Origin of the sequence: Paenibacillus sp. MDMC362 (assembly GCF_003269305.1) — a bacterium.
Taxonomy (GTDB): domain Bacteria; phylum Bacillota; class Bacilli; order Paenibacillales; family Paenibacillaceae; genus Paenibacillus_AQ.
This window is the reverse complement of sequence record NZ_QLYT01000003.1, coordinates 84,524-101,219: the sequence shown is the minus strand read 5'-3', so window position 1 is coordinate 101,219 and position 16,696 is coordinate 84,524. Positions and strand designations below refer to the sequence as shown.

Annotated in this window: 16 protein-coding genes; 3 read left to right on the top strand and 13 right to left on the bottom strand. The window is 51.3% G+C overall.

What is annotated here, in order from left to right:
- Positions 1–13: 13 nt before the first annotated feature.
- From DP091_RS00525 to DP091_RS00495, 7 genes are all read right to left on the bottom strand, one after another.
- Positions 14–898, bottom strand: coding sequence for a carbohydrate ABC transporter permease (locus DP091_RS00525; RefSeq protein WP_113056578.1), 885 nt, complete (start codon positions 896–898; stop codon positions 14–16).
- Between the two features lie 13 nt (positions 899–911).
- Positions 912–1,793 carry a carbohydrate ABC transporter permease gene (locus tag DP091_RS00520; RefSeq protein ID WP_113056577.1) on the bottom strand — a complete coding sequence of 294 codons (882 nt, stop codon included), beginning with the start codon at positions 1,791–1,793 and terminating at the stop codon, positions 912–914.
- A gap of 99 nt (positions 1,794–1,892) precedes the next feature.
- Complete coding sequence (locus DP091_RS00515) at positions 1,893–3,212, bottom strand: extracellular solute-binding protein (protein ID WP_113056576.1); 1,320 nt, start codon at positions 3,210–3,212, stop codon at positions 1,893–1,895.
- Positions 3,213–3,327: 115 nt separating this feature from the next.
- On the bottom strand, positions 3,328–4,113 hold the full coding sequence (locus tag DP091_RS00510; RefSeq protein WP_113056575.1) for a response regulator transcription factor: 786 nt from the start codon (positions 4,111–4,113) through the stop codon (positions 3,328–3,330).
- Complete coding sequence (locus DP091_RS00505; RefSeq protein ID WP_113056574.1) at positions 4,088–5,881, bottom strand: cache domain-containing sensor histidine kinase; 1,794 nt, start codon at positions 5,879–5,881, stop codon at positions 4,088–4,090. Before DP091_RS00505 ends, DP091_RS00510 begins: the two co-directional genes overlap by 26 nt.
- 179 nt (positions 5,882–6,060) lie before the next feature.
- A complete protein-coding gene (locus DP091_RS00500) occupies positions 6,061–6,333 on the bottom strand; it encodes a hypothetical protein (RefSeq protein ID WP_113056573.1) in 273 nt (90 codons plus the stop codon).
- A gap of 281 nt (positions 6,334–6,614) precedes the next feature.
- Positions 6,615–6,839: a helix-turn-helix domain-containing protein gene (locus tag DP091_RS00495; RefSeq protein WP_006208732.1), complete on the bottom strand. Its 225-nt coding sequence runs from the start codon at positions 6,837–6,839 to the stop codon at positions 6,615–6,617.
- A gap of 288 nt (positions 6,840–7,127) precedes the next feature.
- Between DP091_RS00495 and DP091_RS00490 the strand changes: the two genes are divergently transcribed.
- From DP091_RS00490 to nagA, 3 genes are read left to right on the top strand one after another with little or no spacing between them, the layout of a single operon-like run.
- Positions 7,128–8,003 (top strand): MurR/RpiR family transcriptional regulator, encoded by an 876-nt coding sequence (locus DP091_RS00490; protein ID WP_113056572.1) that lies wholly within the window; start codon positions 7,128–7,130, stop codon positions 8,001–8,003.
- Between the two features lie 3 nt (positions 8,004–8,006).
- The gene (nagB, locus tag DP091_RS00485) at positions 8,007–8,735 is read left to right on the top strand and encodes a glucosamine-6-phosphate deaminase (protein ID WP_113056571.1); all 729 of its coding nucleotides are present in this window, start codon (positions 8,007–8,009) and stop codon (positions 8,733–8,735) included.
- Positions 8,732–9,919 (top strand): N-acetylglucosamine-6-phosphate deacetylase, encoded by a 1,188-nt coding sequence (nagA, locus tag DP091_RS00480; RefSeq protein WP_113056570.1) that lies wholly within the window; start codon positions 8,732–8,734, stop codon positions 9,917–9,919. Before nagB ends, nagA begins: the two co-directional genes overlap by 4 nt.
- A gap of 97 nt (positions 9,920–10,016) precedes the next feature.
- Here the strand turns inward: nagA and DP091_RS00475 are convergent, their stop codons facing one another.
- From DP091_RS00475 to DP091_RS00450, 6 genes are all read right to left on the bottom strand, one after another.
- Positions 10,017–11,057 (bottom strand): YhcN/YlaJ family sporulation lipoprotein, encoded by a 1,041-nt coding sequence (locus DP091_RS00475; RefSeq protein WP_113056569.1) that lies wholly within the window; start codon positions 11,055–11,057, stop codon positions 10,017–10,019.
- Positions 11,058–11,233: 176 nt separating this feature from the next.
- Positions 11,234–12,193, bottom strand: coding sequence for an NAD-dependent epimerase/dehydratase family protein (locus DP091_RS00470; protein ID WP_113056568.1), 960 nt, complete (start codon positions 12,191–12,193; stop codon positions 11,234–11,236).
- A complete protein-coding gene (locus DP091_RS00465) occupies positions 12,175–13,002 on the bottom strand; it encodes an SDR family oxidoreductase (RefSeq protein WP_113056567.1) in 828 nt (275 codons plus the stop codon). Before DP091_RS00465 ends, DP091_RS00470 begins: the two co-directional genes overlap by 19 nt.
- The gene (locus DP091_RS00460; protein WP_113056566.1) at positions 12,999–13,985 is read right to left on the bottom strand and encodes a polysaccharide biosynthesis protein; all 987 of its coding nucleotides are present in this window, start codon (positions 13,983–13,985) and stop codon (positions 12,999–13,001) included. The genes DP091_RS00465 and DP091_RS00460 overlap by 4 nt, the downstream gene beginning before the upstream one ends.
- A complete protein-coding gene (gene wecB / locus DP091_RS00455; RefSeq protein WP_113056565.1) occupies positions 13,975–15,069 on the bottom strand; it encodes a non-hydrolyzing UDP-N-acetylglucosamine 2-epimerase in 1,095 nt (364 codons plus the stop codon). The genes DP091_RS00460 and wecB overlap by 11 nt, the downstream gene beginning before the upstream one ends.
- Positions 15,070–15,222: 153 nt before the next feature.
- Positions 15,223–16,623, bottom strand: coding sequence for a glycosyltransferase family 4 protein (locus tag DP091_RS00450; protein ID WP_113056564.1), 1,401 nt, complete (start codon positions 16,621–16,623; stop codon positions 15,223–15,225).
- Between the last annotated feature and the right edge of the window lie 73 nt (positions 16,624–16,696).

Genomic DNA, 16,696 nt, shown 5'->3' with positions numbered 1-16,696 from the left:
AGTTCTATGAAACTTAACCTTTCACCGAACCAGCAGCGATGCCTTCCACGATACGATCGCTAAGGAACAGGAACATCAGCAGGATTGGCAAAATACTGATCATCAAGGTTGCGCCAATAGCACCCCAATCGGTTGTGTATTGTCCGATAAAGTTCTGCACGCCGACGGTAAGCGTCTTGAACATATCCGAGCTGATGAACGTATTCACAAAAATAAACTCGTTCCAGTTGTAGATCATGTTAATGATGGCTGTCGTCGCCAGCACCGAGCCGGTCATCGGAAGCACGATCCGGAAGAAGACCCGGTGAACCGAGCAGCCGTCCATAACCGCCGCCTCTTCCACTTCCTTCGGCAGCGTGTAATAGAACCCGAGCAGAATCATAATGGTAATCGGCATATTGAAAGCCACGTACGACAATATCAAAGAAACCGGATGATCGGTCAAGCCAACCTTGTTGAAAATGCTGAACAGCGGGATCAAGGTGGAGTGAACCGGAATCATCATGGCAACCATAAATAATCCGAGGACGAAGGAGCTGCCCTTCCACTTCATTCTCGTAATCGCGAAGGTGACGAGACTTCCCAGAATGACCGTTAGCGCAGTCGCGGCGACGGTAATCCAGACGCTGTTCAGAAAATATACGCTGATGTTGCCGGCACTCCATACCTTCTCGTAATTCTCCCAGCGCGGATTCATCGGAAGGGACAGCGGAGGAAGATCGAACACTTCCTGATTGTTTTTTAATGAGAACAGCAGCAGCCATACGAGCGGGAACAGCTGGAATACGGCTACGCCAATCAGCACGATATACAGCAGCGCGCACCCCAGCTTGCCTCCTACACCGTTTCCGGACCGGGCGCGCCCGTCTTGGAGCTGTCCTGTGGCTCCGGATATCATGAAGCATTCCTCCTTATGAATATTGGATCGTTTCTTTCGATGCCGTTAATTTCCGTATGACCCACGTTACGATCAGACAGATCACCAACAGGAAGAAACCGATCGCGCTGCCGTAACCGAAATCATAAGCGCGGAACGCCGTGTGATACATGTAGGACGCCATCACTTCACTTGCGCCGTTAGGTCCCCCGTCCGTCATAACAAAGATGAGGTCGAAATATTTCAAGGAACCTACCACCGCCAGCACGATCGTAACCTTAATCACTTCCATGATGAGTGGAAGCTTGATCCGGAACGCAATTTGCAGGGAAGTCGCCCCGTCGATCTTGGCCGCTTCCACCAGCGATGCCGGGATATTCTTCAAAGCTGCATAATAGATCAAGATATAGAAACCGGCATACTGCCACAGAATCGGAATAAACAAGGCGAACAAGACAAGCGACGGCTCAGCGAGCCATGCCGGCGGGTTCGTGATCCCGATGGATTCCAGGAAGCTGTTCACGATCCCGTTCGTCGGGTGGTAAATGCGCAGCCACAGCTGCGCGATCGCAACGGAGGACAGCAGCATGGGGATGAGATAGATTTTACGGAACAGGTTGGCGCCCTTGATCTTGGAGGCCAGCACCATCGCCACGGCCAGGTAAATGATCAGGCTTGCTGCCGAGAATACGGCTAACAGCAGGGAGTGCCATGCACTGTCCCAGAACTTGCCGTCCGAGAGCAGGGCCTGGTAATTATCAAGTCCGATAAAGGTCATCGAACCGATGCCGTTCCATTCGTTCAGTCCGTAATAGGCGGTTAGTAGGATCGGAATATAAACGACGGCCATAATCACAAGCAGCGCGGGCAAAACATACAGTGCGATGATTTTTTTGTTGGACATCACTTTATCCAAAGTGTCCGACTCCTTTCTTCCTATGGTCTTAAGGAAAGATTTATCCGGCATCGCTGCCGGATAAATCAGGGTCCCGTTTCTTTGTTGTCCTAAAGAGTCTTAGTTCCCTTTGGAGATCGCCGCTTCATGCTCTTCGGAGAATTTCTCCGGCGTCACGGCTTTGCCGAAGAGCGCCTGAATCATGTTCAGATGTGTCTCGGCGGCATTCGCCTCCATCTGAACATCCGCGAACAGGGTGATGCTGCTTGCTTGGTTCATTTCATCAAAGAGATCGATGTACAGCTGCGGAAGCTCAAGCGTCGAGGTATCCACCTTCGTTGCCGGGATGACGCCGGCACCTGTAACGGACTGCTCGCCCCACTTGGTGACGAAATACTCAACAAACTTCTTGGACTCCTCTTTCACCTTGGAGTTCTCGCCGATGAACAGGCCGACGCCCGGTCCGCCTACCCAGCTGTTAATATCGCCTTTGCCGCCTTCAACCGTCGGGAATTTGAAGAAACCGACGCTGTCGCGGAATTCTTGCGGAATCTCTTCATTGGTCGTAAAGTTAGGCAGTTCCCAGGTCCCCATCATGTACATGGCCGCTTTGCCGTTCAGGAATTCGGATTTCGCTTCCTCGTTGGATAGGCCGTTGAACCCTTTGACAAACGCGTTGCCATCCACCAGCGATTGAACCTCGGCGGCTGCCTTTACAAGCGATTCGTCCTTGAAAGAACCCGAACCGCTGATTGCGCTGGCAAGCGTTTCTTGTCCGCCGATTCGGTCTGCCAGGTACATGTACCAGAGCGAACCGGTCCAGCGATCCTTGTTGCCCAGTGCGATCGGAGCAATCCCGTTATCGGACAGCGTTTTCACGACATTTTTGAATTCTTCGTAGGTTTGCGGAATCGCCAGATTATGCTGCTCGAATATCGCTTTGTTGTAGTATACCGGAGCGATATTGAACTCGAGTGGAAGCGCATACGTTTTGCCGTCAATGGCATAAGCCTCGGTCGTGCCGGCTACGAACTTGCCATTAAGCTGACCGTCCAGCAAATCATCTACCGGTGCAAACAGTTTACCTTCGACATATGGCTTCAGGAATCCCGCTGCCCAGGTTACCCCTACGTCCGGAAGCTCGTTCGAGGCGGAAAGCACTTTCAATTTATTTTTATATTGCTCATTATCCAGAACTTCCTGTTTGATCGTCACGTTCGGATTCTCTTTTTGATATTCTTCGATGATCTGATTCACAATTTTGTTCTGTCCCGCAGAAACGCCTGCCGGCCATAAGTGCATGAAGTTCACCGTAACTTTATCGCCCTCGCTGCCGCTGTTGCCTGAATCCCCCGTGCTGCTGCTGCTCGATCCACAACCAGCCGCAACCAGAGCGAGACACAATGTTAAAAGCAGAACCGTCCATTTTTTGTTGAACACGTTTACAACCCCTTTTCTAGTATGCTGTTCGCGTATTGAAACCGCTTTAATCAAATTTTATCAGTGAGGGGATGATTGTATAAGGTCATAATGATTGGGACTAATTCCACTTTTATTAGATTTCCTCTCCGCTGTCGGATACGCTGTGGCGGTATTGACTCGGGCTTACCTCCTCAAGGTCACGGAACACTTTCACGAAATACTTCGCCGTTTGGTATCCCACCTTCTCCGCAATTTCCGCAACAGGCAGCGATGTGCCCGCCAGCAGCTCCTTGGCCCGCTGCACCCTGCGACGCGTCAAATATTCGCTGAAGGTGAGTCCGGTCTGCTCTTTGAATAACACGCTGAAATAACTGGAATTCAGGTGAAGCACTTCTGCCACCTCCTTAAGCGATACCGATTCCTGAAGGTGCTGATCCACGTACTTTAGCGCTTCCTGCACCTGAATGCTGTAGCCCTTATCCTGCTGCGCCGCCTCCAGGAGCTTGGGATCCACCAGTTTCTCCATCCGCTCAATCCGGTCTATTTTTTCCCGGCGTTCCAGGGCCGATTCGACCGCAGTTACCAGCTTCCGCTTATCCAGCGGCTTTAGGAGATAATCCACGACGCCGTATTGCAGCGCTTTACGGGCATAATCGAATTCCGAATACCCGGATATGACAATAATGACCGGCGGATGCTCTATTTCATGCAATCTCTCAATGAGCTCAAGCCCCCCGATTTCCGGCATGCGGATGTCCGTCACCACCAGATGAGCTACCTGCTCCTGCAGCCACTCCAGCGCCTCTACGCCGCTTGAAGCCGTCACGATTCTGCAGCGACCCGACGACCATGCCTCCAGCGTCTTCCTTACCCCTTCTCTCGTCCTCGGCTCATCATCCACGATCAGTATCGTTTTCATGCTGTTCCCCCTCCCCACCATTAGCCTGAAAATCATTCGGAATTTGAAATGAGATCGTCGTTCCCTGACCCACCACGCTGTGAATACGCAAGCCGGCTTGCCCGGAAGCGTAATACAACCGGATTCGTTGCTCTACATTGGCAATGCCAACACCGCTTTTTTTAGAAGATTCCGCGTATCCCTTTTCCATGGAGGAATACAGAGAGGCCACCGTCTCCTCGTCCATTCCGGGACCGTCATCGCTAACCGAAATGACCGTATATCCCGGGTGATCCGAGGCATTCGCCCGTACCATAACGGTGCCCGGCCCCAATCGCTGCTCAACTCCGTGGAGGATCGCATTTTCCACGATCGGCTGAATCAGCAGCTTCGGAATCGGCACGTTTTTGCTGGTCTCATCCGCCTCGATTTTCCAGGATAACCGGTCCAGCATCCGCATTTTCATAATCATCAAATAACGCTCGGCATGATCCAGCTCGTCCCGGACCGATACCCACTCATCCTCGTCTTTGCGGTTAATGACGTAACGGAATAAGCCGGACATCGCGACCACGATTTGGGCCAGCTCTTCTTCGCCTTGATCATCCAGCGCCCAGTAAAACGCTTCCAATGTGTTAAAAAGAAAGTGCGGATTGATCTGCGCCTGCAGCGCTTTAAGTTCTGTCCGGCTCTGAATGATCTCCTTCTGATACACGACCTCGATTAATTCGTTCAGCGAATCCACCATCTGGTTGTACGAATTGTTAAGCTCGTTGATCTCCATCGTCTTCGAGGTGACGGCAATGGGCCTCAGCGTTCCCAATCTCACGCCGCGCATGGCTTTGATCAGATTCAAAATCGGCCGGATGATCATCGTGGTCAGTATAAAGCTTAAGAACAGAAACAGCAGCGCACCCACGCCCCCGGATACGATAATCGCGGTCCGCAGCACCGATATCCCCTCCGTCGTATAGTCGACAGGCGTCAAGATGACCAGGTTCCAGCCCGTGGCCTCAGACTGTTTCTGTACGGCAATGTAGTCCTCGTGGCCGACCGTAACCGTCTCCCCTTCGCGGTGCAAAACCTCCTTCGCATCCACCTCGGTGGCAAATTCCGACGAGATTTCATTTCCCGCCTGATCAAACAATCCCATCGTTTCACGCGAATCGCTGCCCATGCCGCCTGCAGAGTCCGCCAGCGCAAAATAGTCCTTCTCCAGCTTCACGAGCAAGTACCCGGCGTGGGCAAAGGAATGGTCAATCAGCCGAATTCTCCGTACCGCTACCACCACATCCGGATCCCGGGGATCCTGACCGAACCATACCAGCTTTCCCATGCCCTGGTCCGCCGCAGCAATCCAATCGCCTCTAACCCGGCTGGTCAAACTTCCTTCATCCAGTGGAAACAGCCGCCGATAATCCTTCGTATATAATTCCAACGACCGGATGCCCGTAGCGTAGGCTTCATATTTACGAACCTCCTGTTGAAGGGACTGCCGTTCACCGAATGTAATCGGCTTACCCGCAGTCTCCTGCGCCAGAAAGCGCTGAACCGTTGCGTTCGTCGAGACTTGGGCCGTCAGGGTATCCACCTGCTTCAGCAGCGCATCCAGCTTCCCCGTGGCCTGAACGGCCGTCTGCTGAATATGCTTCTCCGCACTGTTGCGCAGCAAAGCCGAAACCTGATCATATACAAACACCCCGACCAATGCCAATACGATAACCATCACCAGCATAAATCCAAGGAAGATTTGATTCCGCAGTGTATTCAGCCTGCCAAACCTGTTCAAGTTCTGCACTCCCTTTCGATTTGGAACTGTTATTCACTATACACAATCTTGTTGAAGTTAGGGAGTCCTCGCCGGTACGCAAAGGTTTAAAGCATATGTACTTTATTACTCAAAAAAAAGAGGAAATGTGAAAGGTAGTTTCCCCTTGCACTTCCTCCCATATACAGACGAACATATCACTATACCGGATATAATTCCTGATGCCGCTCAAGCTCTCTTTTGCAATCGGTGCACAGCCCTCTTACGGCGCCGGTGTCATCCGCGTAAAAGATTAATTGTCGCTTGCGCCGGCATTTACTGCATGCTTGTCCATGCTGACCGCTCCGGGTTCGTGTTGTTGTGTTCAGATGGATGACATTACGCTCGCCCCCGCTTCTTTTCTTGCGTCTGAACCATACAACTGCAAGAAGGACTAGAACGGCTCCGGTCATCATCCCGATCATCCATCCCATGTTTATTTCACCTCCGACATGTGCAGGCTATTTGTACAAAACAGCTAAAAAACGAATAGCAGATTTACACTCCATGATCACGTATAAACGACGTCGCTACATCTAATACCAGCTGCGAACATTTTAACATATCTTGTATTTGTCATGGCGCTTCCTGCTCATTTCCAATTACAGAATATAACCGGAATTCCGGAAATGAAAACACAAAAAAGCCTTCTCACTCCCGTTGCTACGGGAAGGAAGGCTTTCGCTGTGCTTTCGTTCATGCAACCGGCATGGTGTCAGATCTTCAACTCACCGAGTTTTATCAACTCAACGACAGCTTGCGAACGGCCCTTGACGTTTAATTTCTGCATGACATTGGAGATGTGGTTACGCACCGTCTTTTCGCTAATAAACAACTGCCCGGCGATATCGCGAGTCGTTTTGTCCTGCACTAGCAATTCAAACACTTCGCGTTCACGGTGGGTTAACAAGAACTTGCTGTTATGGTCGGTCCCCTTCAATGGTGTCACCCCTCCTTGCCCGGGTATGTGTGGTCTAACAAGGGTAAGGGATACAGTCAACTCATCTTATGTAAGATGTGGGGGGAAGGTGCGAAAGAGGCGCACAATTTGGGCGATTGGCCCGTATTGGCGATTTTTGTCCTTGCTTCCTCGCGAGGGTTGGTCTATGATGATGTTGTAAAAATAGTTTTCTTTATTTTTTCATATTTATAAAAATTATTTTCAAAATTAGAATCCCCTGTTATGCCCTGGCAATAAGCTCACCGGGAACCTTGAAGGAGGCTTGTGATGACACCAATCTTGCATATTATATCTGTCGAAAAGGAAAGTCTGCCCCGTCAGGAACGACGGCTCGCAGAGTTTATTTTGACAGCTCCATCCGAGATTGTGCATATGGGCATTAAAGATCTTGCAGAGCAGTGTGAGGTCAGCGCTGCCACCGTAACCCGTTTTTGTAAAAACTTTCAGTGTAAGGGATATCCTGATTTTAAGCTCAAGCTCGCCGCCGAAATCGCTCATGCAGAAATGGCTTCACGCACGGGAAATACGCGCTATCAGGATATCGTTGCCGGCAACGCGCTTGCCGGCATTGTCGAGGCGATTGAATCCAATCATCTGACTTCGATACGGGATACGACAGAGCTGCTCGATCTGGGTCAGCTGGAGCGTGCCGTGGATGCCCTATGCCGCGCGAAGCGCATTGATCTGTACGGAGTGGCTACCTCTTCCATTGTGGCACAGGACTTCTACCAGAAGCTGATCCGGATCGGCAAAAACTGCACGGCTTTCGCAGATTCGCATATGCAGATCACGTCTGCCTCTACCTTGACTTCAAACGATGTTGCCGTTGCTGTTTCATACTCCGGCGAAACTCCGGAGACCATCGATGCGTTGACTTGTGCCAAAGACGCCGGCGCCTTCACGATCAGCATCACGTCGTACCGAAGCAGCGCCATCTCCGCTCTGGCAGACATCACACTGTATTCCTCTTCATTAGAGGAAGGAATGCGCCGGGGAGACATGGCTTCGCGTATCGCTCAGCTTCACATTATCGACATCCTGTTCATGGGTATGGCCAGTCGGGACTTCTCCACGTATGTTCCCCGTCTGGAGCAATCATATCTTAATGTTCAAAACTATCGCAAAAGCCGAGGAGGACAATAACCAATGAATATTTACACGTTCCGCGATGAAGAACAATTTGTGCAAACAGGTGCCAACCTGATCTCCAGCCTGATTCACACCAATCCGCGCGCTAAGCTGGGACTGGCTACAGGAAGCACACCGGTCGGGCTCTATGCCAAACTGATTGAAATGAATCGTCAGGGCCTGGTCAGCTTCGCCCAGACCACAACATATAATCTGGACGAATATGTAGGCCTTCCCGAGAACCATCCCGAGAGCTACCGCACCTTCATGAATGAGAAGTTCTTCAATCATGTGGACATCCAGATCGAACGGACCCATGTGCCGAACGGAAATGCTGCCGATCCAGAAGCAGAATGCCTGAATTACGATAAAATGCTGGAAGAATTCGGCCCGGTTGATCTCCAGCTTCTCGGCCTTGGACATAACGGACACATCGGTTTTAACGAACCTGGCGAAGCCTTGAGTGGGGGTACGCATGTGGTGGAGCTGCAAGAGAAAACACGCACCGCCAATGCAAGATTCTTCCCTACCCTGGATGATGTGCCAACCCATGCGATTACGATGGGCGTTGCCACGATCTTGAAAGCCCGGCAAATTCTTCTCCTCGTCCGTGGTGAGGATAAAGCGGAAATTGTTCACCGTGCATTAAAAGGACCGATTACGACAGAATGTCCAGCATCGCTGCTTCAATGCCATCCGAATGTGGTTGTCCTTCTGGATCAAGGTGCAGGGAGACTGCTGGTATGAGCGGCGAACGAAAAGAATCTGTCCAATTGCTGTATGGTCAAGTCCTGACGCCAAACGGCATCTGCGAAGACGGCGTGCTGGCGATTCAAGGTGAGAGCATCTCCTACGCCGGTGATGCTTCCGGGCTCCCTGCCGATCTGAAGCAGGCCGCAGCGGAAGTGATCCATCAACCGGATGGGTACATTATTCCCGGTTTTATTGATATCCACGTACATGGGGGCAACGGTGAAGATTTCATGGATGCCTCCAAGGATGTCCTGGATAAAATCACGTCGTTCCACAGCTCCCAGGGCACAACGGCCATGCTTGCTACCACGATGACGGCACCTAAGGCAGCCATCGACCATGTGCTGCAAGAAGTTAACGACTACAAGAGCCAAGACATGCCTTACACAAGACTGGTGGGCGTACATCTGGAAGGCCCTTTTATCAGCCCGAAATGGCCCGGCGCACAAAATCCGGAGCATATCGTCCACGCTAATATCGATTGGCTGGAAGAGTGGGTATCCACTTACCCTGGCCTGGTCCGCCAGGTGACGCTCGCACCCGAGCGCGAGGGAGCACTAGAGGCTATCTCTTGGCTGAACACCCACGGGATCGTAGCCGCCTTGGGGCATACAGATGCCACCTATGAGGAAGTCGAAGCCGCCGTTGAAGCAGGTCTTAGCCATGGCGTGCATACCTTCAATGCGATGACAGGACTGCACCACCGCAAGCCTGGCGTGGTGGGGGCGATGCTCAGTGATGATCGCTTAAGCTGCGAGATTATCGCTGACGGTATCCATGTCCACCCCGCAGCCATTCGGATTCTGGCCCGCATGAAGCAAGACGGAAATCTGATTCTGATTACCGACGCGATGTCCGCTACCGGTATGGCTGACGGCGAATATACGATTGGTGACCTGCCGGTTGTTGTCGAGAACGGCATCGCCACACTCAAGAGCAACCGAGACAGCCTGGCTGGCAGTACGCTGACGATGATCAAAGGCTTTCAGCTGTTGGTCCGAGAGGTTGGGTTAAGCCTTGAGCAGGCTTCCCGCGTCGGAAGTCTTAATCCCGCCGCAAAGATCGGCATCGCTGATCTTACAGGCTCTCTTGAAGCCGGCAAGCTTGCCGACGTGCTGATGCTTTCAAGTGATCTGGAGCTTCAAGGCGTCTGGATTCAAGGGCAACGCAAACATTAATCCTGATTGATTATTACTTATAGCAGACATAGCGAAGGAGCTGCCTTTTTAGGGATGATTTCATTCCTAAAGAGCAGCTCCTTTTGGTATAGAGGTTTTACCGGCTGTTCCGATTACCGCCAAACCAACCGTCATCCGTATCATTCTTCATCAGGTTGCCGCGGGTATCGTTCATGCCGTCACGACCGCCAAGGTTCAGTGGGAACACACGGTTAATCCATGTGCCGAAATCGCGCGTGAGCGTTCCAACCGTGTTCGAGGCATTACCGTCAGTTCCAAAACGATTGGCATGCTGATAAAAATCCTCATCCGTGGAAACATATACTTGACTGATATGCGGAGCGGTCTTGCGAATTTTGCTCGTAATCTCTTGACGTACATGTTGAGGAACCTCTTCACGATTGTTGCTCATGATGCCCATGCCATTGTTGTTGTAAGTGCCATAAGGAACGCCATTAATGCCTGTTCCCATATGAGTGTCATTTGTCGTACCGTTCGTTCCGTTAGTACCCATCAGTCCATTCGTGCGTGTTCCGTTTAACGTATTATAATTGCTGCCGCCAAATCCGCCATTGGTTGTCGTTCCGTTTACACCGAAGCCGCGGTTATCGGCATTACGGCCTAAACCTGTTCCAAGACCTGTTGTATTGTCCATAGCACGTCTTGTGTCGTTTGCCATTCCTTGCAGGAGACCGACGCTGCCTGTACCTGAGGTACCAAAGGTACGGTTTCTGACATTCGTGGTGTTCGCGCCCGTCAGCGTACGGTCAGCGGCACGATTAGCTCCAGTGCTCATACCCGTCACACGACCGTTGATGTTGTTCGTGTTCATGCCATCCCGGGACAGCGATACATACGCATTGCGGTTCGTCACGAATACATGGGCAGTACCTAACCCACTGATATCCGAAACTTTTCTCGACAGCGTTTTGCTGTATTTCAGGTTGGTCAGGTCATGCTGCTGCGTGCTGCGGACGTTCTGGTTGTTCCGTACGGAATTCACACCGATACGGCCATTGTCCACATTGTTCGTACGTGTCGTGTTGCCATCGTTGGCGTTGCCGCATCCTGCTACTGCAGCCATACTCAGCAGCAATGCCGTGGAGACGGTCAGGTTGAGGGCCTTGGATTTAATCATGATTCATCCTCCATCTCTATAATGAGTGTATTAACATCGTATAGGATGGCCTTGCGGCAGAAGTGGTATGCTGAAAGGTTTTAACATGGAAGATTACTGATGATCAAGCCTAATTTTATGGACAAAAAAACACCGATTAGATCAGGAACATCCATCGGCGTTTTATTTCAATTTACTTATGAAGTGGAGGACTGCACCTGTATTCTGGCGTCATCCATAATATCGGCAAGCGATTGCTCCAGGACGTATTGCGTGCTCCATCCCAGCGCTTTGAGAAGCCCGGCCCCTTGCTGCCCTCCGGTCCCCTTATTTAACGAATCCAACGAAAGCGAGGCGGATTCAGGTCCCCAATCGATGGGCACCGCCGTCCCGGTCTCCTTCAGTAAGCGCTCAGCCAGCTCTCCAAGCGTACGCTCTTTCCCCGAATCGATGGGATACGTCATGCCGGAAGAACCGCTCTTCAGAAGTACGCCGTATGCAGCTACCGCATCCCGGACGTCCAGAAAGTCCCTGGATTCGAATCGGGAACTGAGACGGAATAGCGGCAGGGCCCTACCCGCCTCACAGCCTGCAATATACCGGGCAAGCAGCGTGCAGAATCCTGTCGATTCTCCAGGGCCAATCAGGTTGGACGGCTCAGCAAGGACGATATGCTGGTTAAACATGCTGTGCCAGGCCGCTGCGGACCAACTGGCAAAGGTTTTGCTAAGGCTGTATGGATGAGGAACGGCCGCCGCGCCTTTTGCGGGATCTACGCTTAGTCTGGACCCAACCATCACCATGCGACTGTCCGGACAGTGCTTCCGAACAGCATCAAGCAGATAGATGGTACCCATAACATTACTCTCCATATATGAAGCAGGATGTTTCCACGACTCCGAAGCTGAATTTTTTCCGGCTAAATGTAAAATATAATCGGGAAGGTTATTTTGAATAAGGTCATTCACCTGTTCACGGTTCTCCAGGTGACACTCGGCGGATATGACACCTTGTATCGAATCCAGCGTTTTCTTATTCCGACCGGCAGCAATGACCGTGCAGCCCTGCCGGACGAAATAAGCACAAGCATGTAAGCCGGTAAAACCTGTGGCTCCTGTGATCAGCAGTTTTTTGTTTGTTAATGTTTCTGCTGCCATTCATACATCTCCTTTAACATTTGGGCATAATCCGGAAATGGATAGGTTGCATCGAGTCGCGTGCTGCGCAGCGTCCGATCCTGAACAAACTCGTCGGTCGGGACCACAACCACATCGTGTTTTCCCCATATGTCCTTGAACAACAGCAGCAATTCATATTTGCTTACCGGATTCGGATGTCCGAGATGGATGAGCCCCCCCACGTCCTTGGTCATGAAGAATTCGATCGCTTTGGCAAGCTCCAGCGTTGTGACACCATTCCATAGTACAGCCCGGTAGCCGGAAACCTCGCCTCGCTGCTTCATAAACCAGTTGAACAGGCCGATTCCGCTCTGCCGAATTTCAGGTCCGATGATGGAGGTTCGAATCGTCAAGTGATCCGGATCTTGGACCTCGCCCAGCGCTTTGGTGACCGCATAGGAAGTCACACCATCGGGAAGATCATCTTCCCGATAGCCTCCCTTGGTCCCCAGAAACACGCAATCCGTGCTGATATGAATAAGTCTGGCTGAAATGCTATTCGCTAAATATCGCAACCGATGTGGTAAAAAACCATTGATATGATACGCGTTTATCTTGTCTTCCTCAGCTCGTTGATTCAAGACGCCTACGGCGTTGATGATGATATCGGGCCCAACCGCCTTCACGATATGCTCTACAGCACTCATATCGGTTACATCGAGCACCAGGCCTTGTGGATCGCTTTTGTCCCGGGTCGTATAAAAGACATGATGCTTGCCGGATAACCGAAAGTACTGTACAAGCATATGTCCCGCCATGCCATTTCCCCCGAGAATGAGCATCTTCATGGCAAGAATCCTCCACGGCGCAGAATATCCCGTATTTCGACCTTCGTCATTAATTGATGCTCCGAGCTGAAGCTGTTGAAAGACACTTTGGGCAGGTGTTGATACCGTTCCTTCAGATCAGGAATATCTAAAGTCGGTAATATGACCAAATATTCGTCATCGTAAACAACGGTTGTCTGGCTTTCAAAATCACTCATCAGGATTTCATGGATTTTCTCTCCCGGTCGAATTCCGGTTTCAACCACTGTGACGTCGTTTCGCCCGGAAGCCTCTATAAGCACATCCGCCAAATCCACGATGCGGCAGGTCGGCATCGTCATAACGAAGATTTCGCCGCCAATGCTTTCAATCGACGCTTTGAACAGCAAGGAGATCGCGTCCTTCAAGGTCAGGAAGAAACGGGTCATATTGTGATCGGTGATGCTGATCTGTCCCTTTTGCCGAATCTGATTCTTGAATACATGGACGACGCTTCCGTTCGTTCCGAGAACATTGCCGCCCCGCACGCAAACGAATTTCGTGTGATTACTCAACAGATTAGCATACACAATCAGCTTTTCGCCAATCGCCTTGGTCATGCCGTAAAAGTTGGATGGATTTGCCGCCTTATCCGTTGAAATATATATCACTTTTTTCACTTGGTTTTCAATGGCTGCTTCAATGACATGCTGCGTCCCTACTACATTGGTTTTCAGAGCTTCATAGGGATGCTCTTCACATACAGGCACATGTTTCAGCGCCGCAAGATGAAATACGTAATCAACATCCTGGCAGGCTGCCGTAAGAGCTTCCTTGTCGCGGATGTCTCCAATGCGGAAAGTGAGTCTCGGATCTTCAAACTCACGGTCCATGGCCACTTGCGTGGCCTCGCTTCTGGAATAGACGATGACCTGCTTAGGATTTAGCGGCAGAAGCTGGCTGATCAGTTCATGTCCCCAAGAGCCTGTGCCGCCAGTCACCAAAATCCGTTGATTAGTGAACATTCACTTTCCCTCCAAGCACATATTTTACGACGGTACGCGACACATTGTCCGCCATGTATCCCTCCGGACACTTCCAGTCGCGACTCAATTGAGTCATCAATTTGACCGATCCATGGATCCGGTCGGCACTCAAGCCGGATACGATGTTACTTCCACAATCCACAGTCTCCGGTCGCTCCGTCGTCCGCCGAACCGTTACTGTGGGTACGTGCATGATGCAGCATTCCTCCTGTACGGTGCCGCTGTCGGTAATGGCACACAGAGTATCCTTCTCGAGCCTCACAAAATCAAAAAAGCCAAACGGCTCGTGGAATTCAATGAGCGGATGGAGACTAACCTCCTTCGCCCCTTCAAGGCGCGATGCCGTCCGGGGATGAAGGCTGCATATGAGCCGGTGCCCGAACGTTTCTGCAACCGCATTTAATCCATTTAAAATTTCCTTTAAATTCTCAGGTCGATCCACATTCTCAGAGCGGTGTATCGTCACCAGAAAATATTGCTGAGGCGACAAGGACAGCTGCTCCATGATCCGGCTTTGATTGACCTGCGTTTCATAATGCTTCATGACTTCATAGATCGGGTTCCCTGTCAGAACGATCCGCTGACTCGGCACGCCCTCGCGAAGCAGATGATTCTTGCTGTAGTTTGTATAGGGCATATTGATGGAGGATACCGCATCAATGACTTTGCGGTTCTTCTCTTCAGGCACATCGAGATCAAAGCAGCGGTTCCCCGCTTCCATATGCACCACGGGATATCCCAGACGCTCAGCCAGCACAGCGCAAAGCGCGCTGTTTGTATCGCCCAGCAGCAGTACGGTATCGGGCTTCTCCTGCTCCAAGATCTCTTCCATACGACTGAACATGACGGACAGCTGGCCTCCTAGCGTTGCCTGACGGTCCTGAAGGACATAGTCCGGACTGCGGAGTCCCATCTCCGAGAAAAACACCCCGCTTAAGGTATTCGTGAAATTTTGCCCAGTATGCACGAGCACATGCCTCGTTGCATACTGGTCTAGCAGAGGAATGATCAAGCTTAATCGGATAATTTCGGGCCTCGTACCCAAGATTGTCATGACTTTCATATCGGATTCTCCCTTGCCAGTTAATCACAGATCCGAAGGCGATCTTTCCGCAGCACGACCATTCTTCCCGTATTCGTGGGAAGGCAGAGTGGATGCATATCTGCTTTTCAATGTCTCAAAAAGCCTGAGGACAGCTCTGCCTTTTCCCTCGTCTTATGCCTTCCGTCGCCTTGCGGACGTTCTGCGTTGTCTAGGCTTTGATGCCCGTCGCCTGGTCGGTTTTCCTTCTGTTCTTCTGGTTCGCGTGCGAGGTAATATTCGGCGCATTCCGGCTTCTCCGTGTTTCTTCCGGAACCGCCTACGCTGTTTATGCCTTCTCGTCGGAGCAGCCCGGTGTTTCGCTGTTCTTGCCGTCTCCTGGAACCACTCAGGATGCTCATTCATCCACCGGGAAACCATTTCGTTCACTCGTACCTGGTACATTGCAGGACCATAAACAGCCTGCGCTTGCATCCGGTTCTGCATTCCCAAGGAAACTCCCTGATCCGGCTGATCCAATACGAACCTTACTTTCTCCACCAGCGAGGCCGTACTCCCTTGGTCGGCAAGCATATGCGGACAGCCGGCAGCTGTCAACACTTCCTGGAGTCCTCCTGACGCATAGGCAACAACCGGTTTTCCGTACATCAGGCCCTCCAGTGCGGTCAACCCGAATCCCTCCGGTACCACGCTCGGTACGATAACAACATCGAGCGCACAGTACACCTGAGTGATGTCATCCTGGGTACCGGCGAATATGAATCGGTGCTGAGCTCCGGACCAGGCAATCCGATCGCGGCACAATCTCTCATAGTCCAGGTCCAGCACGCTGCCAACAATGAGGAAGACCGCGTCTGGATAAGCATCCTTGAGCGAAAGCGCCATGTCGATAAAATGAAGGACCCCTTTGCTCTCGATCAGAAACGAAGAGACCATCCCAATTACGGGTCTGTTTGATGTGATCCCAAGCTTCTCCCGGTAGGAGGCCCTCCATCCCGGCCATGCTTCCGGCTGAATGTCAGACTCGCTCCAGGATGGAGGAAGAACCGTCATCTTCGACTGCCTTACTTCCGGGAGGAAGCTCTCGGCTACCGACTCGGAAATACTGATGATCCAACTGCTGTACTGATGGATTAACGAAGTGGAGAAATGAGCATACCCGTTATCCGTAATTTTTTCTGTCAGCTGCCACATCACGGGAATCCCGAGTCGTTTTCCGGCAGCCGCCGGCATAAAATGAACGCAGGTATTGGTAAGAATCACCTGAGGTCCTTCATTTGCTATCCATTTTGTCAAGGCACGGAATACAGGGGTGGTCATGAACTTATCCGCTTCGTTCATAAGATGGGCACCAGGTGTATACATACTGTGGAGCAATGGGATTTTGTAGATTTTGACCATAATCCCGGATTGTCTGGCCAACATGGTCAGTCGGCCTTCATTCGGTGCAACCAGAACGCAATCGAAGTATGGAGCTAACTGCCCGCAGAAGAACAAAAGCAGCTTTTCCGCTCCCGTAATGCTTGAAGGATTGGATACGTGTGAAAAAATCAACATTTTTGGTTTAAGGGCCATCGGTATCATCCGCATCTTCAGTAACCGTGATTCTCGCAGTCCCGGATGCGATCCACCTCCTTTTCACCCAGTT